The sequence below is a fragment of the Acinetobacter sp. ANC_7504 genome, from assembly GCF_056779995.1.
Genome location: NZ_JBWYIZ010000003.1, coordinates 42,089 through 64,053, shown reverse-complemented (window position 1 = coordinate 64,053; position 21,965 = coordinate 42,089). Strand labels below are relative to the sequence as shown.

Genomic DNA, 21,965 nt, shown 5'->3' with positions numbered 1-21,965 from the left:
AAAATAATGAGAAAAATCGTTTCCTTTGCTGTCATGATGTGGGTAGGGAATTTAGCATACGCAGATTTTTCATCGTTTTATCCTGAAGCAAAATTGAAACCAGAACAATTTTCTAAAATAAATGTGGGTGCTGGTGTTACACAACGGTTAGCGCATGGGAATTTAGAATACGTCACTCCATACGGTATTGGATACGGAAAGCTTGGCGCTTTCTTAAATGACGACCACGATGTGGGTGCTCAAGTCGGTTTTCGTTACCCAATAATTCTCGGAACTAAGGACTTAAATGGATTTTATTTAGGTGCATTTGCTGGTCATCTAAAATCAAAAACAGTCAATGGTGAAAAGGAATCTCAACTCGGTGGTGGTATAGATTTATCTTATGTCATGCTGAATAAAGAAAGAATTAGTACATTTAGTGTAGGGATAAAAGCAGGAGAGGAAATCACGCAAGGAAACCAAGTGATTTTTGAAACTAAACCAGAACTACAGTTTGCTTACACCTTAAGTGTAGGATTTTAGAAAGCTTTATGGTTTTATACCTCAAGTTCGACTGCAATTAGATATATGAATATGAGAGTCATGAATGTTTGGATATGTGAGTGATTTGTGGCAAGCCTTCGTCAATCGACCTGATTTTTATGCAGTACTGAGTATTATCCCAGTAACCGCATTTGTGACTTGGGCTCACGTCTGGATGGCACTCAAGATGGTGTTTTATCCAATTAAGTTTTGGGGTTTTCACTTAGGTCCGCTTCCGGTGGGATGGCAAGGAATTGTTCCACGTAAGGCAGGACGTATATCGGGTATTATTACCGACAATACACTATCAAAACTTGGCTCCTTACGAGAGTTCTTAGATGCGATGGATCCCGAGGATACTGCTCGTATCATTGGTGAACAGGTTGGCTTTGAGTTAGAGCACTTAATTGATGAAGTGATGATGGATCGCAATGCGGTTCTATGGGAAAACTTACCTTACTCAATCAAGAGACGTATTTATGCGCAAGCACATAAGCAACTTCCAAATGTTTTGAAAGAGCTCGTAACCGAATTAACTTTAAATGTTGAGTCGCTCGTGGATATGCGTGCGATGGTAGTGAGTCAAATGGAAGGCGACCGTCAATTGATGGTCAATATGTTCCTAAAAGTGGGTCAAAAAGAAATTAACTTCATTTGGCATATCAGTGCATTAATCGGTATGTTCTTCGGTATCTTCCAAATGATCGTTTGGTTTGTGGTGCCTTGGCATTGGACTGTACCATTCTGGGCAGCAATTTGGGGCTTTTTAACAAATTGGATTGCAATTTGGATGGTATTTAATCCAGTTGAACCACACTATATACGTTATCCACAATTCTTTGAATTAACGAAAGATCGTAAATTCCCTTGGATAAAACCTGTCATTCCACGCATTGGTTCTTATAATATTCAAGGTGCGTTTATGAAGCGCCAAGAAGAAGTATCTGATGTATTTGCACGTGTAGTGACTGAAGATTTGATTACATTGAAATCTATTATGATGGAAATGATGTATGGTGGAAAAAAAGACAAAACACGCCGTATTGTTAAACGTCATATCAATGAAATCATGGAAACACCATTGGTTCGTACATCATTACAGCTATCTTTAGGTCCAAAAGAGTATGCAAAACTCAAGACAGACTTGATCGATCGCTCAATTGAAATTACGATGGTGCCTGTATGCGACCCAGCTTTTAATGCGAGCCGCGCACAGAAAATCTATCAAATGTTTAAAGAACGTATCCGTGAATTAACGCCGCGCGAGTTTCAAAATCTATTACGTCCTGCATTCCAGGAAGACGAATGGATCTTAATTGTGCTAGGTGGGGTAACAGGTTTCTTCGCGGGTCTGATTCATTTATTTGTGGCTTTCTTATAAATAGATGCTGGATTGGTGCCTACCAAAGACATTAACCAAGTATCGTCGATATAGTTAAAATGAGGATGTTTATTTATGCGCATTATATTACTCGGACCACCTGGAGCAGGTAAAGGTACTCAAGCTCAGTTGATCTGCAAGCGCTACAATGTCCCACAAATTTCAACCGGTGATATGCTCCGTGCTGCAATTCGTGAAGGAACTGAACTCGGTCTACAGGCAAAATCTGTAATGGACAATGGTGGTCTAGTTTCTGACGAACTGATTATTGGTCTGGTTAAAGAGCGTATTGCACAACCAGATTGTGCAAATGGTTGTATCTTTGATGGTTTCCCTCGTACGATTCCTCAAGCTGAAGCTTTGGAAAAAGAAGGCATTGATATTGATCACGTGATCGAAATTGATGTGCCTGATGAAGAAATCGTTAAACGCTTATCGGGTCGTCGCCAACATCCAGCATCAGGTCGTGTTTATCATATCGTCTACAACCCACCAAAAGTGGAAGGCAAAGATGATGAAACTGGTGAAGATTTAGTTCAGCGTCCAGATGACCAAGAAGAAACAATTCGTAAGCGCTTAGGTTCGTATCATACTGAAACTGAACAGTTGGTTGGCTTTTACCAAGGGCGTGCAGCTTCAGGTGAAAATGCGCCAACGTATGATAAGTTGAATGGACTTCGTCCTATTGAAGAAGTTCAAAAAGAACTTTTTGCAATTTTAGATCAAACTAAATAACCATTATTCAGCTTTGACAAAAAAGAAGCCCTAAGTCATATTAGGGCTTCTTTTTTATGATGTTAAGGTAAACAAGTGCAAAATATTGCCATTATTTTATTGATGCTTGCATGCTTGGCAGTATTGTCTTTTTTGGTATTTATAAGTTTTAAATTACTTCGCGATAGTCAAAAACAGATGAAATTAGATAAAGAGAAAAAAGATCAAAAAAAATCTCTTGATCGTTAAACCTGTTTTAAATCGATCTGTCTTGTCGCTCCATATTCGAAACGTTCAGGCCAGTTGCACACATCACTCACAACACATTCATTGCACTTTGGCTTCCGTGCAATACAGCAATAACGTCCATGTAAAATTAACCAATGATGAGCGTCTACAATAAACTCTTTTGGAATCACTTTAACTAGACGGTGTTCAACTTCGAGTACATTTTTTCCTACCGCAAGTCCAGTACGATTACCTAATCGAAAGATGTGGGTATCAACGGCCATGGTTGGTTGACCAAAAGCGGTATTTAATACCACATTTGCAGTTTTTCGACCTACGCCCGGAAGTGCTTCTAAATCAGCACGGTTGTTAGGAACAGTACTGTTGTGTTGTTTAATCAATATTTCACAAGCTTTGATGACATTTTCAGCTTTAGAGTTATAGAGACCTATTGTTTTAATATAAGATTTTAATCCTTCTACACCTAAGGCATAGATTGCTTCAGGTGTGTTTGCTACAGGGAAAAGCTTATCTGTGGCCTTATTTACGCTTACATCAGTGGCTTGTGCTGATAAGGTCACAGCAACTAACAACTCAAAGGGTGAAGAATAATTCAGCTCTGTTTTAGGGTTTGGGCGTTGAGCTCTTAATCTTTCAAAAAAAATTTGAATTTGGTTTTTTGTCATGTTTTTTACAGTTTTAGGTGTTTTAACGTTCATTTAAACACCCTCAATTGAATTGAGTTTTTCATATAAAGTATTGAGTTGCTCTTGCTTATCGACACTCTCACGTACAGCAAGTTGTTTTTCAAGCTTTTTAATTTGTGTACGTAATTTGGCAAGTTCGATTGTAGATTTTGCATCTAATGTCTTATGAAGCGCTGTTTTTTTTATCGTTTGAATAGTAGGTACTGATTGTAATTGTTTTGAAAATTGAGCAAAAAGCGCAGTATCAATTTCAGCTTTAACGACAGGACCTTTGCGATGAAGACTGCGATTTTCCTCACGTTGAATATGAGCATAATAACGATTTCTAAGATCATTTTGTTCTAGGATGCGGGCTTGCTCATTTGGTATGGGCTGTAAATCTTCAACAAGATCGATACAGTCAACTGGACAAGGTGGTATACATAATTCGCATCCAGTACAAAGATCAGTTAACACAATATGCATTAACTTTCCTGATCCAATGATGGCATCTACAGGGCAAGCACTGATGCATTTAGTGCAACCAATACACTCGTCTTCACGTATGATCGCTTTCATACGCTGTGGGCGACCATCAGATTGAATTGGCCAAACGCTTTCTTCAGCTTTAAGCTTAGGGCGATTCAGTAAGTGAGCAATTGCGTCAGCAACAGGTTGACCGCCAGGGACACATTTATTCGCGTCTTCTCCTTCTACAATAGCTTTAGCATAAGGTAAACAACCATCACGGTGGCCACATAGACCACATTGGGTTTGAGGTAGGAAAGCATCAACTTGTTGTATCAATGAGATTTGTGCGTGCATGTACGTTAAAACTTAATCAAGCGAAAAGGAGATCATAGGTGCGAAATATGAATGATTTTAACATGATTAGTGTTAGTTTGGGGTGCGCTGTTATGGGTCATTTATCGCGCAATAAAAGCGCCGAATAAGCATTAATCCATAATTAAAAGTAATGAATTTGATAATTTAAAATTATTAAATACTATAATTAAGTAATTGAAATTAAAAAAATATTAAAAAAAATTATGAAAACTATTGTACAGTGCCTGTAAAAGATATTTAATACTTTGCGCCAAAACTTATCAATATATTGAAATTTTGACCAATTTTGATCCATTTTCTGCTGAGGATTAAGCGTTGAAATACAACAGCCTTAACGACTTCCTAGACTACGTTAAAACACGTGATGCACATCAACCAGAATTTCTTCAAGCTGTTGAAGAGGTGATGACAAGCTTATGGCCTTTTATTGAAAAGAACCCTAAGTATGCAGCTCATGGTTTATTAGAACGTTTAGTTGAACCTGAACGTGCGATTCAATTCCGCGTTTCTTGGGTTGATGATCAAGGTCAAACACACGTTAACCGTGCGTTCCGTGTTCAGTACAACTCAGCAATTGGTCCATTCAAAGGTGGTATGCGTTTCCACCCTTCAGTGAACCTTTCAATCCTAAAATTCTTAGGTTTTGAACAGACTTTCAAAAATGCGTTAACTACACTACCAATGGGTGGTGGTAAAGGTGGTTCTGATTTTGACCCTAAAGGTAAATCAGAAGGCGAAATCATGCGTTTCTGCCAAGCACTCATGATCGAGTTATACCGTCACTTAGGATCTGACACAGATATTCCTGCGGGTGATATTGGTGTTGGTGGCCGCGAAGTTGGTTACATGGCGGGTATGATGAAGAAGCTCAGCAATGACACTTCATGCGTATTTACAGGTAAGGGTTTAACTTTTGGTGGTTCACTAGCGCGCCCTGAAGCAACTGGTTACGGTACAGTGTATTTCGCTGAGGAAATGCTTAAGACTCGTAACGACAGTTTCAAAGACAAGGTAGTTACAATCTCTGGTTCGGGTAACGTTGCACAGTTTGCTGCTGACAAAGCAATGTATTTGGGCGCAAAAGTTGTTTCACTTTCAGATTCAGCTGGTACTGTATACATTAAAGACGGTTTAACTCCAGAGCTTTTAGCTGAAGTAATGGAGCTTAAAAACGTTCAACGTGGTCGTATCTCTGAGTTTGCAGCGAAGCATGGTTTTGAATATCTTGAAGGGCAACGTCCTTGGGGTATTAAGTGTGATATCGCACTTCCATGTGCAACACAAAATGAATTAGATGCTGATGATGCGGATAAATTGCTTGCAAATGGTGTGATCTGCGTAGCTGAAGGCGCAAATATGCCTTCTACACTTGCTGCAGTTGAAAAATTCGTTGATGCAAAAATTCTGTATGCTCCAGGTAAGGCATCTAATGCAGGTGGTGTTGCAACTTCTGGTCTTGAAATGTCTCAAAATGCGCTTCGTTTAGGTTGGTCTTTCGAAGAAGTAGATGAGCGTTTACATGCAATCATGAAAGAAATTCACCGTAACTGCGTAAAATTCGGTACTCAAGAAGATGGTACTGTGAATTATGTAGATGGTGCGAACATTGCTGGTTTCGTAAAAGTTGCTGATGCGATGTTAGCTCAGGGTGTATTCTAAGAATATATTCAAAAATAAAAAAACCGAGGCTTAGCCTCGGTTTTTTATTCTTTATAAAGAACCTTTTACAGCTTCACGCTCTACAGCCATATCAAAAATATAAGCATACTTTGATTGATCTGCAGCAGGATTTTTAATTTCATAACGTTTTACACGAATGATTTGACGTTCATTCGGACTATGTGAAAAACCATCAATTTGATCGTAGAATAAAGTCCAGTCTTTATCGACTTGCGTTTTAATACCACTATCGTTGTATTTTATTTCTCTGACTTGTAGACAAGTTTGGGGAGCTACACCAGTACATTGTTTAGTTTCTGGCGAAATTTCAAGAAATATGGTTTCACCTTGAGTTTTGTATTTGGTTTCAGGTGTCATTTTACCCGTGAAGATAATCTTTTCACCATTCGGCTGTACCAAAGTCAACGTTGGATTATCACGATCATTTAAATTAAGCACGAAAGGAACAGCAGCTTGGGAAAATAGATTTCCAGCAAAGCGTTCTTGTTCGGCAGCCAAACCATTACATCCCTTCATGGTAGATGCAAGTTGAGCAGCTACGATAGTATTGTTTTTTAGCTCAAACCCGCCAAATAAAGTATTGCAGCTCGTATGAATTGAAAGTTTTTTATCAGCGGTGAAGTTTAAAGTGATTGGTTGAGGCGCATTTTGTGGATTGGCTTGCCATTGGTATGCAGAGAGAGTTTGATCAGCATTTTGTTGTTGAAGCACAGACACAGCTAAATCCCCAGCTTTTTGTAGATCGGAAGTCTGACACGCAGCAAGTGTGATAGGCAAAATAGCCAAGGCAATTAATTTTAATTTCATAACAAGTTTTCTAAATTGTATTGATCAGAAGAAGGATAACGCACGGCATTTAAAAAAATATGGATACATTCTGCACTTTTCAGTATCAAAATGTATCCATTGATCGATGATTAATTCGTGATGGTCATTTAAAAAATGATATTTTATTTTCTCTCAATCAAAGCGATAAATATCCATTCCTAAAGCACCCATGGTAAAACTACTATGTACAATGCTAAAACGATCACCAGTGCCCATAGAGAAAAATAAAGGTGCAAAGTGTTCTATCGTAGGGTGGTTACGATGAACATAAGGAATCGTATTCCACGCTAAAATAGCAGGATAATCCGAATGAGTGAGCTGCTGCACCACGTAGTTTCTAAAAGTTGATGCCCATTCTGGAACTTCACTCGTTTCACCATGCCAAGCAAGCTCTCTTAAATTATGGGTAATGCTTCCCGAGCCAATTAATAATATTTGCTGATCTCTTAATGGAGCGAGAGCTTGACCAATTTTAAATATCGCTTCAGCAGACATCGTCATGGGTAAAGAGATTTCGACTACGGGGATATCAGCTTCTGGATACATATGCAATAAAGGCATCCATACGCCATGATCACGAGGTCGTGTACTATTGGCATGTGCAGTAATTTGTGCCTCAGCGAATAAATTTAAAACTTGTTCAGCAACATCTGGAGCACCAGGGGCAGGATAGCGAATTTCATAGAGTGCATCTGGGAAACCTCGAAAATCGTGCCATGTTTCAGGTCTAGTCCCCGTACTTACTTCGAGTGCATTGCTTTCCCAATGCGCAGACATGACGATTATCGCTCTAGGTTTGGGCAAATTGAGACTCAAGCGATGTAAAGCTGGACCAACCTGTTCAGGATTCAAAGCCAGCATTGGAGAGCCATGTGATATGAATAAACCAGGTAGCGTTTGAATAGTCATGAGGGTGGTTCCATTCTTAGATGTATGAGGTGATCATCGCAAATTTTAGAAGTCAGAGTAACCATTTAAATTTGAACATCATGTTGCAAATTCGGAACGATTATCCAGCACGATGGTACGGATGGTTATGATTAATGCTCATGGCACGGTAAAGTTGTTCAATCAACAGAATGCGAACCATAGGGTGGGGTAGCGTTAATTTAGATAAAGACCAGTGCCAAGCAGCAGCTTTACGAACTGCATCAGAATGTCCATCAGGTCCACCAATCGCGAGCACAACATCATTCCCTTCAAGCATCCAACCTTTCATGGTTTCAGCTAATTTTTCTGTACTAAACTCTTTTCCTCCCACTTCAAGTGCAATTAAAAGTTCATTTCCTTTCAGTGCATTTAAAATGCTATCGCCTTCGATATTACGATATTTTAAAATATCAGCTTCAGAGTCATTCTTTCCGCGTTTCGCCATAGGAAGCTCAACAATTTGAGTTTGTACAAAAGGTTGAATTCTTTTGAAATAATCTTCAAAACCAGTAAGAACCCATGCTGGCATTTTTTGACCAATGGTCAAGATACGAATTTTCATGAAAATGTGTCACTAGAAGTTTCACGATATTATACATTTCAAAGTGATGAATTTATAAAATCAAAAGTTAAAACATAATGGGTTGTTAATTTTGCATCCATTGGCATCTTATAAAAAAGAGAGCCTAAGCTCTCTTTCTTCACTTAAAAGACCGATTAGTGTCGAGCAGATTTTGATTCGTCAACTGCTTTCACAATGGGTGTTTTGACTAATGGCTTGGGCATAGAGGTTAATGCTAGTGGTAAAATTTCATCAATTGATTTTACAACTTTGATATCTAAACCTTCTTTCACATTATCAGGAATTTCGACTAAATCACGTGCATTTTCCTGTGGAATAAAGACCATTTTTACACCGCCACGATGTGCAGCCAGTAATTTTTCCTTTAAACCACCAATACGCATTGCACGACCACTCAAGCTGGTTTCACCAGTCATTGCAATGTCAGGTCGAATCGCAATGCCAGTAAACGCAGAAACTAATGCTGTCGTTAAAGCAAGACCAGCTGAAGGACCATCTTTAGGCGTAGCGCCTTCAGGTAAGTGCACGTGAATATCGGTTTCTTCAAAGCGAGTAGAATCGATACCCAAAGCATCAGCTCGTGTACGCACTACGGTCATCGCTGCAGTAATAGACTCCTTCATAACATCACCTAAAGAACCAGTGGTTACGAATTTGCCTTTACCTTTCATTGATGCAACTTCAATTGTCAGTAGTTCACCACCAACTGAAGTCCAAGCTAGACCATTAACACGACCGACTTGAGCTTCTTCTTCAGCCATACCAAAATCGAATTTATGTGGCCCTAAGTAGTCAGGTAGATTTGCAGAATTAACTTCAATTTGAAGGTTTTTCGCTTTTTTACTAACCGCTTCTTTAACTACTTTACGTGCGATTTTAGAAACTTCACGCTCTAAACTTCGAACACCAGCTTCACGTGTATAGCGTTGTACGATATCTCGAATTGCTTCTTCATGTACACTCAATTCCTTAGCACGTAAGCCATTATTCTTGATTGCTTTAGGTACTAAGTAACGCTCAGCAATATTGATTTTCTCTTCCTCTGTATAACCAGGAAGGCGAATGACCTCCATACGATCTAACAAAGCTTCAGGTATATTCATACTGTTTGCAGTACAAATAAACATGACTTCAGATAAATCAAGATCAAGATCGAGATAGTGATCGTTGAATTTGTGATTCTGTGAAGGATCAAGCACTTCTAACAAGGCAGATGCAGGATCACCACGATGATCTTGAGCCATTTTGTCAATTTCATCGAGTAGGAATAAAGGGTTTTTTACACCGACTTTAGAAAGTGATTGCACAATCTTACCTGGCATCGCACCAATATAAGTTCTGCGATGTCCACGAATCTCAGCCTCATCACGAACACCACCAAGTGCCATTCGAACGAATTCGCGACCTGTTGCTTTAGCTACAGACTCACCTAATGAGGTTTTACCTACACCAGGAGGACCTACGAGACACAATACTGGTCCACGTAGTTTTTTTACACGTGACTGAACAGCAAGATATTCAACGATACGTTCTTTAACTTCATCCAAACCATAATGATCAGCATCAAGAATATCTTGAGCTTTAGCAAGATTGATACTTACTTTGCTCGCCTTATTCCATGGTGTATCTAATATAGTTTCGATGTAATTACGAACTACGGCTGCTTCACTCGATGCAGGCTGCATTGCTTTGAGCTTACGGAATTCACCTTCTGCTTTTTTACGAACATGCTCAGGAAGATCCGCTTCAGCTAAGCGTTTTTCTATCTCAGCAATGTCATCTTCAGCACCGCCATTCATGTCAGAAAGTTCACGCTGAATAACTTTCATTTTTTCATTTAGAAAATATTCGCGCTGATTCTTTTCCATTTGACGTTTTACATTGTCATGTAAATTTTGCTCAATCTGTTGTTCTTCAGACTGTTGAAGCAAATAAGTCATTAACTCTTGTAAATGAGCTTCAAATTCATCGTGTTCGAGGAATTTTTGTTTCACTTCAATGTTTAACGGCACGCGTGTAGCGACAAAGAACATGAGTTGCAATAAATCATCGATTTTATTTGCAGCATTAATTAACTCACGCGCATTACGTAGTTTCGCTTCAGCGTATTGGCTGAAAAGACCACGCAATTCTTCGAGGCGAGTTTGTTGAGTTGCCGACTCCATACGGATCGTCATTGGGCTAAGGCTGTGTTCAGCTTCTAAATAATCGTTTTGATCGTAAATATTAATCAATTTAGAGCGATAAATACCCTCGATTAAAACCTTAATGCAGTTTTCATCGTTTTCATGATTTACGACTTGTACAATCTTCGCGACAGTACCGTATTGATATAAATTGTCGTGATCAATTTCTTCTGTAAGAGAATCTTGTTGAGCTACTACAAAAACTAAATTGTCACTGTTACGAGCTACATCAACTGCTTTAATCGATTTTTCACGGCCGACAAAAAGCGCAATTTGCATGTGGGGATAAACCACAACATCACGCAAAGCTAATAGCGGTAACACGCTAGGGGTCTGAAGTTCTAAGTTTTCTTCATTCATAATAATATCAGTCATGAGCACTCCTAATGAGTGACAACGGTGTTGCCATATTTTTATAGTGATGTGTAATTTAAAAAATACAAGGGTGAAAATCGATAAAATTCGATTTATTTCTACTAATCTTGATAAATTCAGTTGGATTTAGGGTGAATTAATATTCTTCGTTTGAATTTTAATCGTTTTCTAGGGGTGATTAACTCATCTAATGGCTGATCCCAAGGTTGGCGCTTTAAAGGATCTAAGATTAATTGAAAGTCATGCGCTAAACCGATGCGATAGGGGTGATTGCTCGCATGCTTTAACGTTCTATCATAAAAGCCACCTCCCATACCCATACGTGTTCCATGATAATCACAGGCTACTAGGGGCATCAACAGTACATCAATTTGTTTTACATTTTGCCCCAATCTATGCATAGGCTCATACATTCCCAATTTATGTTTAGTAAAACGTTTATTTAGATATTGATGCTTTGAAATTGGAACCCATTTTAAAGTTGAATCAAGTCTGGAGACTTTTGGGAGATAAACGACTTTATGCTTTGAAAAGCAATGCATGATTAGGATATGTGTTTGTATTTCACCGAATGCATCTAAATAAATCCCAATTTTTTGTGCAGATTTAAATTTAGAGTGAGATTTGATTTTTGACAAAACCTGAAAAGCAGAACGTCGTTGCGTAAAAATTGAGAGGTGTCTTCTACGAGAGCGTAGAGTTTTTCTTAAAAGTTGTGTTTGCAACTGCATTTCAAACTATACCAATCTAAGTGCATGTGTAAGGTAAGTAGTTTATCGATTTTTACTCAGGTTTAATCAACCTGATTTGAATATTTTCGATAGTATTTTTTTCATTTACTCTAGGTGTAACAAATAAAAGATTAGGGTCAATTTAATTTTAAATTGAAGCCGATAAGCTGAACTCTATCGGATCAATTAAGGTCTGATCATAAAAAATAGAAAAGGGAACGATAATGAAAAATAAAAAATACGGTATTCTATTTAAAAAGAGCAAGCATGCTTATCGTATGGTTATGCTCACGACAGTAATTAGTCTTTCTGGTCTAATCACAAATCATGTAAATGCTCAAACTAGCTCTAAGTTGGATTTATCACTGTCCAGCCATTCTGTGAATAAAATAAAAAAACTACTGAATGATCCAAAAGTTTGGCAACAGATTCCGAAACAAGTCACCTTATGTGTGTATTCACCGAGCGGTGCTCATGGTGAAGCATTTGAGCAGGCGACGAGCTATATGAGTGAATTACCACGAATTGCTAAAGTTGCTCAAGATTTCGGCGTGCAAATGACTGTCAATCGTACGGCTAAGCTACAAATGCAGATAGATTTGAATTATCCAAAATTAAAGCAAAAAACATCCACTGAAGTTAATTTAAAAGTCTATACAGATGAACGGGTTTTAACTGAAGACTTTAGAAGTAAACGTTGTGATGGTGCTGGAATAAGTAATTTACGTGCCAAGCAATTCAACTCTTTTGTTGGAAGTATTGATGCAATAGGTGCAGTTCAAAACTATAAACAACTGACTAAAGTGATTCAGCTGTTAGCAAGACGTGAATTTGACTCGAAAATGGTCAATAAGGATTATGAGGTTGTCGGTATTGTGCCTTTAGGTGCTGCTTATATTATGGTAAATGATCGTAAAATTGATACTTTATCTAAAGCAGCTGGGAAAAAAGTTGCTGTAATGAGTTTTGACGCAACCCAAAAAAAATTAGTCCAAAATGTTGGTGCTCAACCAGTTACAGTGGATTTAACTTCTGTAGGCGGAAAATTCAACAATAAGGAAGTTGATATTATCGCAGCGCCTGCAATCTTATTTGAACCTTTAGAACTCTATCGTGGAATGATGAACAAGGGCGAGGTAAGAGGGGCAATTATTCGTTTTCCACTCGTTCAAGTGACGGGTACATTGATTATGCATCGAAATAAATTTCCTGCTGGAATGGGGCCCATAGCAAGGGAGATTATTTCCAAGCAATTAACACCAGCTTATAAATTTATTGATCAAACTGAATCTAAAATTGATCCTAAATTTTGGATGAACATACGAGATGCTGAGAAACCTGGATATTTGAAAATTATGCGTGAAGCTAGAATTCAAATGACGAAAGAAGGGCATTATCATCCTGAAATGATGTCTATCCTTAAAAAGATACGATGTAGTGATGATCCTAAGAATTATGAGTGTGCGCTTAAAGATGAGTAATTAATAATCTAAAAAATAGATGGTTTTTTATAATTTTAATCGGTTTTATTTGTTTTTAGCCATGCTTTAAATTACTCACATCTAAGTTAATGAGTAAATGTGAGATGAAAACTTTTATCGCAGTGGTTACTTCTACTTTGATTGTAAGTGCATGCGCATATGATCCAGTGCATTATGAGCAGCTTAGAATGTCAGAAAACGCGCAACACATGAAATTGAATGGTTAAAAAAAGCCCCCAGATGGGGGCTTGTTCTATTTTGGAGCCTTTACAATGTCGGACCAATCTAATTTAGTATTGTTCTTACCATTGAAACTTATTTCTGCACTGTCTCGGTCTAAATCCAATAAATCTGAACCATCCACGATTTGTTGGACTTTAGTTTCTTGTAAATAGGCATCTTTGAGGCTGATGTAACCTCCAGCCTGAGGAAAGTGATAATAACTTGAACTTGAAGGTCGTTTAGCGAAGTTAAATTTCACAGGTGTACTAATAATGAAATCATAAACATATTCTGAATTCGGAGCTTGCCCGACTATAATACCTTCACTGGACATTGTTTTAACGTCACCATCAGTTACTGTATGAGTAAATTGGCTTAAATTAAAATATTCTAAGCTCTTCGAAGGATTATCTGTTTCAACAATTTGAAAACTTAATGGAGACGCCACTTTATAAGTTACACTTTTAGGATTTTCTGAAGTGATTTTTTCAATTTTACCATTAACAAGGTAATCAGCTTCTAAGTCAATCCACGGAGTATAAAGCGCATTCTTGAAGTCAATGATAGTAGACGATGAGCCTTCAGTTAACGTTACAGATCCGCCCTTAAAATTCACTACTAAATCGCCAGTCGTAGCACAACTCTTGTAATCGCCTTTTAATGTCAATTTTTTAGTATTACCTTGCTCGACAACATTTGTACAAATTCTGTTTCTAAATAAATTAAAATAATTTTCACCATCTTCAAATAGTTCTACAGCTTTAGCAGTTCTTCCAATAGGTGCTTCACCTAAAGCCTCACCAATAGCATGACTAATCGTCCGATCATATTCTTTTTCAATTGCTGATTTTATTGAGTCATTTGTTAGTGGAACATAAGAAGCAGAAAGTTGGTTTGGCTTAATTGTGTTTTTTGGAACATTATTTGGAACATCAACAGAACCACCATCACCACCACATGCACTTAATAGTGCAGCAATACTCGCAACCCCAGCCAATTTTGCTAATTTAGACATATTCTCTTCCTTTAAATATAAATCTATTCTCATTGTTTATAATGTTTGACTAATAATATGAAGTCTTTAAACAATAAGAAGACATTAAAATGAAATACTTTTTGTGTAATTTCTATTATGGGGAATAATAATTTAAATTTTAGAAAAGTTACTAGGTCATTATTTACCAAATTTACAAATAATATGTCAATTTTTTTATATTGTTAAATATATATAAAGCAATAGGGTTGAATAATTAAATAATATTGAGGATTAAATATATTTATTTTAGAAAAGTGTGTAATAATTTGTTTATGGTGATGATAATGTGATAAAAATCAAAAATTATTAATATTGATTATTAATTTGGGATAAAGCACAAGGATGTTTATTAAAAAATAAGAAAAAAGAGAAAATAAAATAAAGACTCCGGAGATGCCGCTGCATGTGTCGTTACCCTGAACCCGACGAGTTCAAGGTGGACGCGACGTATACTTGCTGGGTTTCCCACTCGAGGTGGGCATACGCTCTAAATATACAGAACACAATCCATAAGTTTAAGTATCGGCAGGGGAATAGACCCGCTGGCAAACATCCCAGAGTTAAATTAAGTATAACGAAATGAGTGAGATTGGCAAACCTCGGTGTACCCATTATTTGCGTGATAATTCACTCAGTAAAACTGACTGTGCAAACTTAGATCAAATTTATACAGTTTTTTCAACGTCTTCCAAGATTGCTGCAAGTAAGCGTTCACAATGAGAATATTCTTGTAAGGATTTGTTCATTGTTAAAACTTCTTGCATAAGCTCTAAAGCCACCATAATAACGAGCTTATTGTGTTCTACGTTAGGTGCTTTTCTACGAAATTCTTGAAATTTCTCATTCAGCAAATCACCAGCACGTTGTAAATCATCTTTCCGATCTTGAGTGGTTGAAAGTCTAAATGTTTGTTCAATTAGTCTTAACTCGACTGTAACGACTTCAGACATAATTATGCTTCCTCATTTTGTTCAGCCGGATTTTCTAATTGTTGGATTTCTTGGGCATGATGATCTTGATCAGTACCTAAAATGGCCAATCGTTGAATGATTTGCTCAACCTTAGTTTTAGCGAGTTCATTTTTTTTGATTAAACGTTGATTTTCAGCCTTCAATTCATCAATTTCTTTTTGAGCTTGACGTTGCTCAGCCAACATTTTTTCTTTAATGACTCTCAGCTCATTTCTTTCAGCCAAGATTTCCTGAAATCTATTTTTTAAATCAGTACAACTCTTTTCTAAACGACTATAACGTTCTGCTAAAGCAGTAGCATCTTGATTTAAGGTTTTATAAATACTATCTAATTGATTGTATTTGTCATTTAGACTTTCAATCTGTTCTTGCTTTTGAGTGATGATGCTATTTTTTTGAGCGGTTTGAGTTTGATGAGTTTCCTGAAGTTCTTTCTGTTTAGCTTCAAGAGAACTATTCATTTGTTCGGTTTCGGACAAACGATGTTTAAGCGTGCCTAAATGCGTTTGTAAACGCTGTAATTGTTCTAACATAACGAGGTCGCGTAGTTTCGCAATCAAAGGTAATATATACAGAAGTATAGAGATTGGAAAAACGAATGCAAGACGATATTTCAGGTTGGACAGATTGGAACCAACATTTCGGTTCAATTGAGGAAATTACTAGTCCAAGTGAGTTACATGGTTTACTTACAGGTATTGTTTGTGTAACCCAACCGCCATCTCATGAGGAGTGGTTACGAATTTTGTCTACATTGAATGTGCCTCAATTAGAACCTGCTGCACTTAATTTACTTGCTGAGGAATCTGAAGATGTTTCGCATGCTTTGTCAGAAGATGAATTAGATTATTTACCCATTTTGCCTGATGATGAACATGTATTGTCTGAGCGTGTTCAAGCTTTAGCAGATTGGTGTGCTGGAATAGTATTGGGGTTTGGATTAGCGTCTGGGCATATTCGTGCTGATGAAGCTGAGTTGATTGAACACTTGCAAGATATTGCAGCAGTCGAGTTTGAAGATTCTGATAATGATGAAGAAGGTGAAATTAGCTATCAAGAACTTTATGAATTTGTTCGATTAATTCCAGTGAGTTTATCTGTTGGACGAACCAAGATTGCTGTTGAAGAAAGCTCATTACTGAAACATGTAAAACCAACAATTTCGAGAAAAAATGAGCAAAGTGTCGTTGAGATGTTTACACCTCATCGACCAAGTTGATTACATTTAATCAAGAGTACTACTTAACATATAAGTAGTACTGTATTTTCTTAAATTAAATAGCCTAAGCTGCAGAAAAGATATGAAACTTACTCAATCAGATTTTCAAAAACGACGTGATCAATTAGCCGCTGAAATAGGCCTAAGAAGCATTGCAATTATTGCAACACGTGAAGAAATGTTTAGAAATCGTGATGCTGATTATAAATATCGCGCTGATAGTAGCTTTTTTTATCTAACGGGATTTGCAGAGCCTGAAGCAGTTGCTGTAATTGAAACATTTGATACTGAAGAAGAAGGTTATACCTACAGTTTATTTTGTCGTGAACGCAATCGAGAGATGGAAATCTGGACAGGTTACCGTGCAGGGATTGATGGTGCAGTCGATGATTATGATGCGGATGAAGCTTATGCGATTGATCTACTAGACGAAGAAATCATCGCAAAGCTTCAAGGAAAAGAAAGATTATTTTATAGAATTGGTCAACAAGCCAGTTTTGATGCAAAAATTACAAAATGGATTGCAGAAGCAAGTGGTGAAAGCCGACGTGGTACCACTGCACCGACACAATTGATTCAGTTAGATACAATTTTAGATGAGATGCGTCTACACAAAGAGCCAAAAGAAATAGAGTTAATGCAAATCGCATCTGATATTTCTGCTCAAGCACATATGCAAGCGATGAAATCTGTACGACCAGGAATGATGGAATATGCTTTAGAAGCGGAGCTGAATTATATTTTTGGTAAAAATGGTTGTGTACCATCGTATAACAGTATTGTGGGTGGTGGTGAAAATGCTTGTATATTGCACTATGTTGAAAATAACAAACAGCTTAATGACGGCGATTTAGTTTTAATAGATGCAGCTTGTGAATATGAATTTTACGCGTCAGATATCACTCGGACATTTCCAGTAAATGGTAAATTTAAACCTGAACAAAAGGCGCTTTATAATATAGTGCTTGATGCTCAAATCGCTGCAATAGATGCGGTTAGAATTGGTAACTCTTACAAAGAGCCACACTACGTTGCTGTTCGTATTTTAGTGCAAGGCTTGCTTAATCTTGGAATCATGCAGGGTGATCTCGATGAAATCATTGAGACAGAAGCCTATCGTCAATTTTATATGCATGGAACTGGTCACTGGTTAGGCATGGATGTTCATGACGTAGGGGCATATAAAGTCGATGGAGAATGGCGAACATATCAAGAAGGTATGGTGGTGACCATTGAACCAGGTTTATATATTGCCCCTGATGATGAAACTGTCGATCCAAAATGGAGAGGGATTGGTATTCGCATTGAAGATGATATTGTTGTCACTCAAGATGGACCGAGAAACCTGACTGCTAAAGTAGTGAAAACCATTGAAGATATCGAAGCCTTGATGGCGAGTTAACCATTTTCACAAATCTCAAAAGTCGATGGAAACATCGGCTTTTTTTCAATGTCATATTCAATATTGAAAAATGAATTATGGCTTCACCTTCAATAACGCTAATTCATTATAAAAAGTAAAAACTTTATTGTAAGATGAATTTGATTAAAAATTTATGTGTATGCAGCTATTGCTTGCTTTTATAAGGATCAAAACATGCAACAAGAAGTCATCATTGTCGGTGGTGGAATGGTCGGATTAAGCCTTGCTCTTATGCTGGCTAAAACTAACATTGCAGTGAAATTGTTAGAGGCGATCAGCTATCCTAACTATGATGATGCTAACCTTGCACCATATCATTCAAGTTTTGATGCCCGTAATAGTGCGCTGTCACGTCGAAGCGTGCAAATTTATCAAGAATTGGGAATTTGGGATTCACTGCAACAATATGCAACGCCTATTTTAGAAGTAAATATCACAGAAGAAGGAAGTTTCGGTAAGGCACGTTTAATCGCGGCTCAAGAGAAAGTAGAAAGCTTTGGTCAAGTGATTGAGAATGCATGGCTTGGACGAGTATTATTATCAGAAGTCAAAAAAAATCCACTCATTGAGTTAATTGATGGTGTTCAAGTGACGTCGCTTAAACAGGATGAGAATTTAGCTTATCTCGAAGCATCAAAAGCGAATGAACATTTGCAGTTTCAATCCAAGTTGGTTATAGCAGCAGATGGACGTGATTCTTTCTGTCGACAAGCACTCGGTGTTGGTGCATCAGTGCATGATTATGATCAAGTGGCGATTGTCACTACAGTGCAGACATCCAAACCTCACTCCCATGTCGGTTTTGAGCGTTTCAGCCCACTTGGTCCTTTAGCATTGTTGCCTTTACCTGGTGAATACCGTCGCTCTGTTGTTTGGCCAGTGCCTAAAGGCACTGAGGGAGAGTGGTTAGGTGATGAAAATGATCAGCATTTTTTAGATGCTCTTCAAAAAACGTATGGCGATCGAGCTGGAAAATTTGAGAAAACTGGACATAGATTTAGTTTTCCTTTATCTCAAGTTTTGTCTGAAAAACAAGCAGTAGGACGTGTTGTACTTATGGGTAATGCTGCTCATACGATTCATCCAGTCGCAGGTCAGGGTTTTAATTTGTGTATGCGTGATGCATATGTATTGACCCGATATTTAAAACAACAAGTCATCAAAAATGCCGATTTAGGTGAAGCTGCTGTACTGAAAGATTATGAAAAATCTCGACTCAAAGATCAGCAACGTGTGATCAAGTTTTGTGATTCTGTGGTGCGAGGCTTTAGTAATCAAAATCCAATCCTAAAATTTGTGCGAAATACAGGTCTAATGTGCTTTGAAAATATTCCAGGTATTAAGCCACTCGTTGCCAATTATGCAATGGGGTTAAAAGCATGAATGATGCTATTTTAGATGTCGTGATTGTGGGTGGTGGTTTAGTTGGTGGATTAACGGCTTTATTGTTGGCTAAAGGTGGAGTTCAAGCGACTGTACTTGATGCAGCACCGATATTGGATCACGAGAAGACCTTAAAATCATTGAATCCTCGTGTACTTGCATTGAGTCAAGCCACTATTCATTTGCTTAAGCATGTTGATGTATGGGATAAGTTGGCTCGTCAACAACCCTACACGGGAATGCAGGTGTGGAACAAAAATGGCTTTGGTGAAATCAATTTTGGAACATCAGCGCATTCTAAACCTGATCAAGCACAAATATTAGGTTCAATGGTCGAACCAAGTATCTTGAACCTTGCGATTCAGAGCATGATGATCGACCAGATTGATGATTACCGTACTCAAATCCAAGTGAAACGTATTGAGCAAGGAAATGGTTGTTGGATTCTTCATCTCGCTGATCAAACTCAATTGAAAACGAAACTTTTGATTGGTGCCGATGGTGCAAACTCATTCGTACGTGAACAAGCCATGATTGATTTGGATGTTTTGGATTATCATCAGGCTGGTATTAGTTGTGCGATCAAGACAGAACAAGCTCATCAACATGTTGCGAGACAAATTTTCTTAGAAACAGGGCCACTGGCTTTTCTCCCAATGGCAAGTTTAGAAGATCAAGAATATGGTCATTGGCAATCTATTGTATGGACTTTACCAGATGATTATGCAGACGAATTTGCGTCACTCTCAGATGAAGATTTCGTACAATTACTGACACGAGAGAGTCATCATATGTTGGGCAAAGTATTAGCCGCAACGCCTCGAGCAAAATTCCCACTGAAAGCACGAGCTGCTCAACGTTATATTAAAGATGGCTTAGCGCTAATTGGTGATGCAGCCCATGTTATTCATCCACTTGCTGGTCAGGGGGTGAATATTGGTTGCCTTGATGCAGCAATTCTATGCGATGTGCTACTTTCTGACTACGCCCGTGGCGTTTGGGCTCATGAGCAAACTTTATTGAAATATGAGCATCGCCGTAAATTTCAAAACGATGCCATGATGCATAGTATGTCTATGATTGGGTGGATGGAATCTGCTCCTGTTTTTCCTATTGTTTGGGCGAGAAACTTTGGTTTGAAACAAGTTGAAAATATCAGTGCGTTAAAATCGGCGTTTATGTCGCAAGCGAATGGTTTGAGTCAGCTCAGTAATACAAGATATCAAGTGAATTGAAATCTGATCTAAAAAGAATCATCAGTATATATTTTTTTACCAATATGATTAAAAAATATACAAATGAGGTGCTTTAGATACTATGCGAACGATAAAGAGCTTGATACATTTCTCTAAAAATCAAAGCACGTTCCAATCAGGTGCGTGAAAACATTGATGGGGAGTTTGAAATGACAGACGCAAATGATTTTGATGACAACGAAGACAGTGTTGTAGACGAAAATGAATCACAAGCAGCAGAAAAAGGTGCGGCCGTAAGTGACGTTACTGTATCTGATGCCGATGTCGCGGAAGCTGAAACATTAACAGTGACAGCTAAACTCAAACAACGTCAGGCACTGGAAGATGAAGTTGCTGCTTTTCTAGCACGTGGTGGTCGTATTACTGAAGTTCCACCTGATGAATCAATAAAAAATTAATAAAAAAAGCACCATCAATATGGTGCTTTTTTTATTTTGCTTAATCATTCGCACCACTGAGCTCTAGCGCGCGTTGATATGCGACTTTCTTTTTGATTCCGGTGAGATCAGCTGCAAGTTGAGATGCTGCTTTTACAGATAAATCTTGCAATAAGCGATTGAGTAATTTATCTAATTCTTCTTGCTGCATGTCTTTTTCAGTGGCTGCTCCAGCAATGACCAGTACAATTTCACCTTTTTGCTGGTGATGATCATTTGCAATAAATGATTGTAAATCTCCAAGGGTCATTTTTTTGATTGTTTCGAAGGTTTTGGTAATTTCACGTGCAAACCCGACTTCACGGTCAGCCCCGAACACAGAGACCATATCCGTTACAGAGTCTAGGATTCGATGTGGTGCCTCATAGATGATCATGGTATGCGTGTTGTCTTTCAGTTTATTTAATTGAATAAGACGTTGTGATTGTTTCGAAGATAGAAATCCTTCAAAACTAAAGTGATCACTGGGTAGACCTACAGCGCTTAATGCTGCAATAGCTGCACATGCACCTGGAACAGGAACGACACGAATACCATGCTCCTGAGCTGCACGAACCAATTTAAAACCAGGATCACTAATCAATGGTGTACCTGCATCACTGACGAGTGCAACATTTTCACCATTTTTTAACTTATCGATAATTATATCAATTTTGTTACTTTCATTGTGATCATGGCACGCTGTAAGCGGAGTTGAGATATTATAGTGTTTCATTAAAAGAGCGGACTGACGTGTGTCTTCTGCCGCGATAAGAGAGACAGACTTTAAAACATCAATTGCTCTATAAGTCATGTCATCTAAGTGCCCAATTGGCGTCGCTACAACAAATAACTGAGCACTCATAAG

The 21,965-nt window shown here is 37.9% G+C and carries 23 protein-coding genes and 1 other RNA gene; 12 read left to right on the top strand and 12 right to left on the bottom strand.

From position 1 onward, the window contains the following. The first annotated feature begins 6 nt into the window (after positions 1–6). From AC1M9F_RS05440 to AC1M9F_RS05425, 4 genes are all read left to right on the top strand, one after another. Positions 7–522, top strand: a complete 516-nt coding sequence (locus AC1M9F_RS05440; protein ID WP_035268492.1) for a hypothetical protein — start codon at positions 7–9, stop codon at positions 520–522. Positions 523–586: 64 nt separating this feature from the next. Further along, positions 587–1,903 (top strand): DUF445 domain-containing protein, encoded by a 1,317-nt coding sequence (locus tag AC1M9F_RS05435; RefSeq protein WP_035268489.1) that lies wholly within the window; start codon positions 587–589, stop codon positions 1,901–1,903. Positions 1,904–1,978: 75 nt separating this feature from the next. After that, positions 1,979–2,638, top strand: coding sequence for an adenylate kinase (adk, locus tag AC1M9F_RS05430; protein WP_035268488.1), 660 nt, complete (start codon positions 1,979–1,981; stop codon positions 2,636–2,638). A gap of 75 nt (positions 2,639–2,713) precedes the next feature. Then, positions 2,714–2,866, top strand: a complete 153-nt coding sequence (locus tag AC1M9F_RS05425; RefSeq protein ID WP_171076785.1) for a hypothetical protein — start codon at positions 2,714–2,716, stop codon at positions 2,864–2,866. Here AC1M9F_RS05425 and nth read toward each other — a convergent pair. Both nth and AC1M9F_RS05415 read right to left on the bottom strand, forming a co-directional pair. Continuing rightward, positions 2,863–3,564: an endonuclease III gene (nth, locus tag AC1M9F_RS05420; protein WP_481597251.1), complete on the bottom strand. Its 702-nt coding sequence runs from the start codon at positions 3,562–3,564 to the stop codon at positions 2,863–2,865. The genes AC1M9F_RS05425 and nth overlap by 4 nt on opposite strands. Further along, positions 3,565–4,356 (bottom strand): RnfABCDGE type electron transport complex subunit B, encoded by a 792-nt coding sequence (locus AC1M9F_RS05415; protein WP_481597250.1) that lies wholly within the window; start codon positions 4,354–4,356, stop codon positions 3,565–3,567. A 336-nt stretch (positions 4,357–4,692) separates the two neighbouring features. On the opposite strand from AC1M9F_RS05415, the gene gdhA reads away from it, so the two are divergent. Continuing rightward, on the top strand, positions 4,693–6,036 hold the full coding sequence (gdhA, locus tag AC1M9F_RS05410) for an NADP-specific glutamate dehydrogenase (protein WP_035268479.1): 1,344 nt from the start codon (positions 4,693–4,695) through the stop codon (positions 6,034–6,036). A 51-nt stretch (positions 6,037–6,087) separates the two neighbouring features. On the opposite strand, the gene AC1M9F_RS05405 is transcribed toward gdhA, so the two are convergent. The 5 genes from AC1M9F_RS05405 to AC1M9F_RS05385 form a co-directional block, all read right to left on the bottom strand. Continuing rightward, the gene (locus AC1M9F_RS05405) at positions 6,088–6,864 is read right to left on the bottom strand and encodes a DUF4377 domain-containing protein (protein WP_481597249.1); all 777 of its coding nucleotides are present in this window, start codon (positions 6,862–6,864) and stop codon (positions 6,088–6,090) included. 153 nt (positions 6,865–7,017) lie between these two features. Beyond that, entirely contained in the window at positions 7,018–7,794 is a 777-nt protein-coding gene (locus tag AC1M9F_RS05400; protein ID WP_180027936.1) for a DODA-type extradiol aromatic ring-opening family dioxygenase, read from the bottom strand. A gap of 100 nt (positions 7,795–7,894) precedes the next feature. Then, complete coding sequence (gene rlmH / locus AC1M9F_RS05395; protein ID WP_035268469.1) at positions 7,895–8,377, bottom strand: 23S rRNA (pseudouridine(1915)-N(3))-methyltransferase RlmH; 483 nt, start codon at positions 8,375–8,377, stop codon at positions 7,895–7,897. Between the two features lie 155 nt (positions 8,378–8,532). Continuing rightward, positions 8,533–10,959, bottom strand: a complete 2,427-nt coding sequence (gene lon / locus AC1M9F_RS05390; RefSeq protein ID WP_481597248.1) for an endopeptidase La — start codon at positions 10,957–10,959, stop codon at positions 8,533–8,535. Positions 10,960–11,075: 116 nt separating this feature from the next. Then, positions 11,076–11,690 carry a 5-formyltetrahydrofolate cyclo-ligase gene (locus AC1M9F_RS05385; RefSeq protein WP_481597247.1) on the bottom strand — a complete coding sequence of 205 codons (615 nt, stop codon included), beginning with the start codon at positions 11,688–11,690 and terminating at the stop codon, positions 11,076–11,078. A 224-nt stretch (positions 11,691–11,914) separates the two neighbouring features. Between AC1M9F_RS05385 and AC1M9F_RS05380 the strand changes: the two genes are divergently transcribed. Further along, positions 11,915–13,171: a putative solute-binding protein gene (locus tag AC1M9F_RS05380; RefSeq protein WP_481597246.1), complete on the top strand. Its 1,257-nt coding sequence runs from the start codon at positions 11,915–11,917 to the stop codon at positions 13,169–13,171. A 104-nt stretch (positions 13,172–13,275) separates the two neighbouring features. Continuing rightward, a complete protein-coding gene (locus AC1M9F_RS05375) occupies positions 13,276–13,398 on the top strand; it encodes a hypothetical protein (RefSeq protein WP_481597245.1) in 123 nt (40 codons plus the stop codon). A 26-nt stretch (positions 13,399–13,424) separates the two neighbouring features. On the opposite strand, the gene AC1M9F_RS05370 is transcribed toward AC1M9F_RS05375, so the two are convergent. From AC1M9F_RS05370 to AC1M9F_RS05355, 4 genes are all read right to left on the bottom strand, one after another. Next, the gene (locus AC1M9F_RS05370; protein ID WP_481597244.1) at positions 13,425–14,408 is read right to left on the bottom strand and encodes a hypothetical protein; all 984 of its coding nucleotides are present in this window, start codon (positions 14,406–14,408) and stop codon (positions 13,425–13,427) included. A gap of 401 nt (positions 14,409–14,809) precedes the next feature. After that, positions 14,810–14,993: non-coding RNA, 6S RNA (gene ssrS / locus AC1M9F_RS05365), on the bottom strand. 101 nt (positions 14,994–15,094) lie between these two features. Beyond that, the gene (locus AC1M9F_RS05360; protein ID WP_481597243.1) at positions 15,095–15,379 is read right to left on the bottom strand and encodes a cell division protein ZapA; all 285 of its coding nucleotides are present in this window, start codon (positions 15,377–15,379) and stop codon (positions 15,095–15,097) included. Between the two features lie 2 nt (positions 15,380–15,381). After that, complete coding sequence (locus tag AC1M9F_RS05355) at positions 15,382–15,933, bottom strand: hypothetical protein (protein ID WP_481588935.1); 552 nt, start codon at positions 15,931–15,933, stop codon at positions 15,382–15,384. Between the two features lie 65 nt (positions 15,934–15,998). Here AC1M9F_RS05355 and AC1M9F_RS05350 point away from each other — a divergent pair, with 65 nt between their 5' ends. The 5 genes from AC1M9F_RS05350 to AC1M9F_RS05330 all read left to right on the top strand — a co-directional run bounded on the left by AC1M9F_RS05350 (position 15,999) and on the right by AC1M9F_RS05330 (position 21,079). Continuing rightward, positions 15,999–16,619 (top strand): UPF0149 family protein, encoded by a 621-nt coding sequence (locus AC1M9F_RS05350; protein ID WP_481597242.1) that lies wholly within the window; start codon positions 15,999–16,001, stop codon positions 16,617–16,619. A gap of 82 nt (positions 16,620–16,701) precedes the next feature. Next, complete coding sequence (gene pepP / locus AC1M9F_RS05345; RefSeq protein ID WP_481597241.1) at positions 16,702–18,021, top strand: Xaa-Pro aminopeptidase; 1,320 nt, start codon at positions 16,702–16,704, stop codon at positions 18,019–18,021. 195 nt (positions 18,022–18,216) lie between these two features. Then, entirely contained in the window at positions 18,217–19,425 is a 1,209-nt protein-coding gene (locus AC1M9F_RS05340; RefSeq protein ID WP_481597240.1) for an FAD-dependent monooxygenase, read from the top strand. Beyond that, complete coding sequence (locus tag AC1M9F_RS05335; RefSeq protein WP_180027927.1) at positions 19,422–20,660, top strand: FAD-dependent monooxygenase; 1,239 nt, start codon at positions 19,422–19,424, stop codon at positions 20,658–20,660. Before AC1M9F_RS05340 ends, AC1M9F_RS05335 begins: the two co-directional genes overlap by 4 nt. A 170-nt stretch (positions 20,661–20,830) precedes the next feature. Next, a complete protein-coding gene (locus tag AC1M9F_RS05330) occupies positions 20,831–21,079 on the top strand; it encodes a hypothetical protein (RefSeq protein ID WP_481597239.1) in 249 nt (82 codons plus the stop codon). A 40-nt stretch (positions 21,080–21,119) separates the two neighbouring features. Here AC1M9F_RS05330 and rsmI read toward each other — a convergent pair whose 3' ends face one another. Beyond that, the gene (gene rsmI, locus AC1M9F_RS05325; RefSeq protein WP_481588939.1) at positions 21,120–21,962 is read right to left on the bottom strand and encodes a 16S rRNA (cytidine(1402)-2'-O)-methyltransferase; all 843 of its coding nucleotides are present in this window, start codon (positions 21,960–21,962) and stop codon (positions 21,120–21,122) included. Positions 21,963–21,965 lie beyond the last annotated feature (3 nt).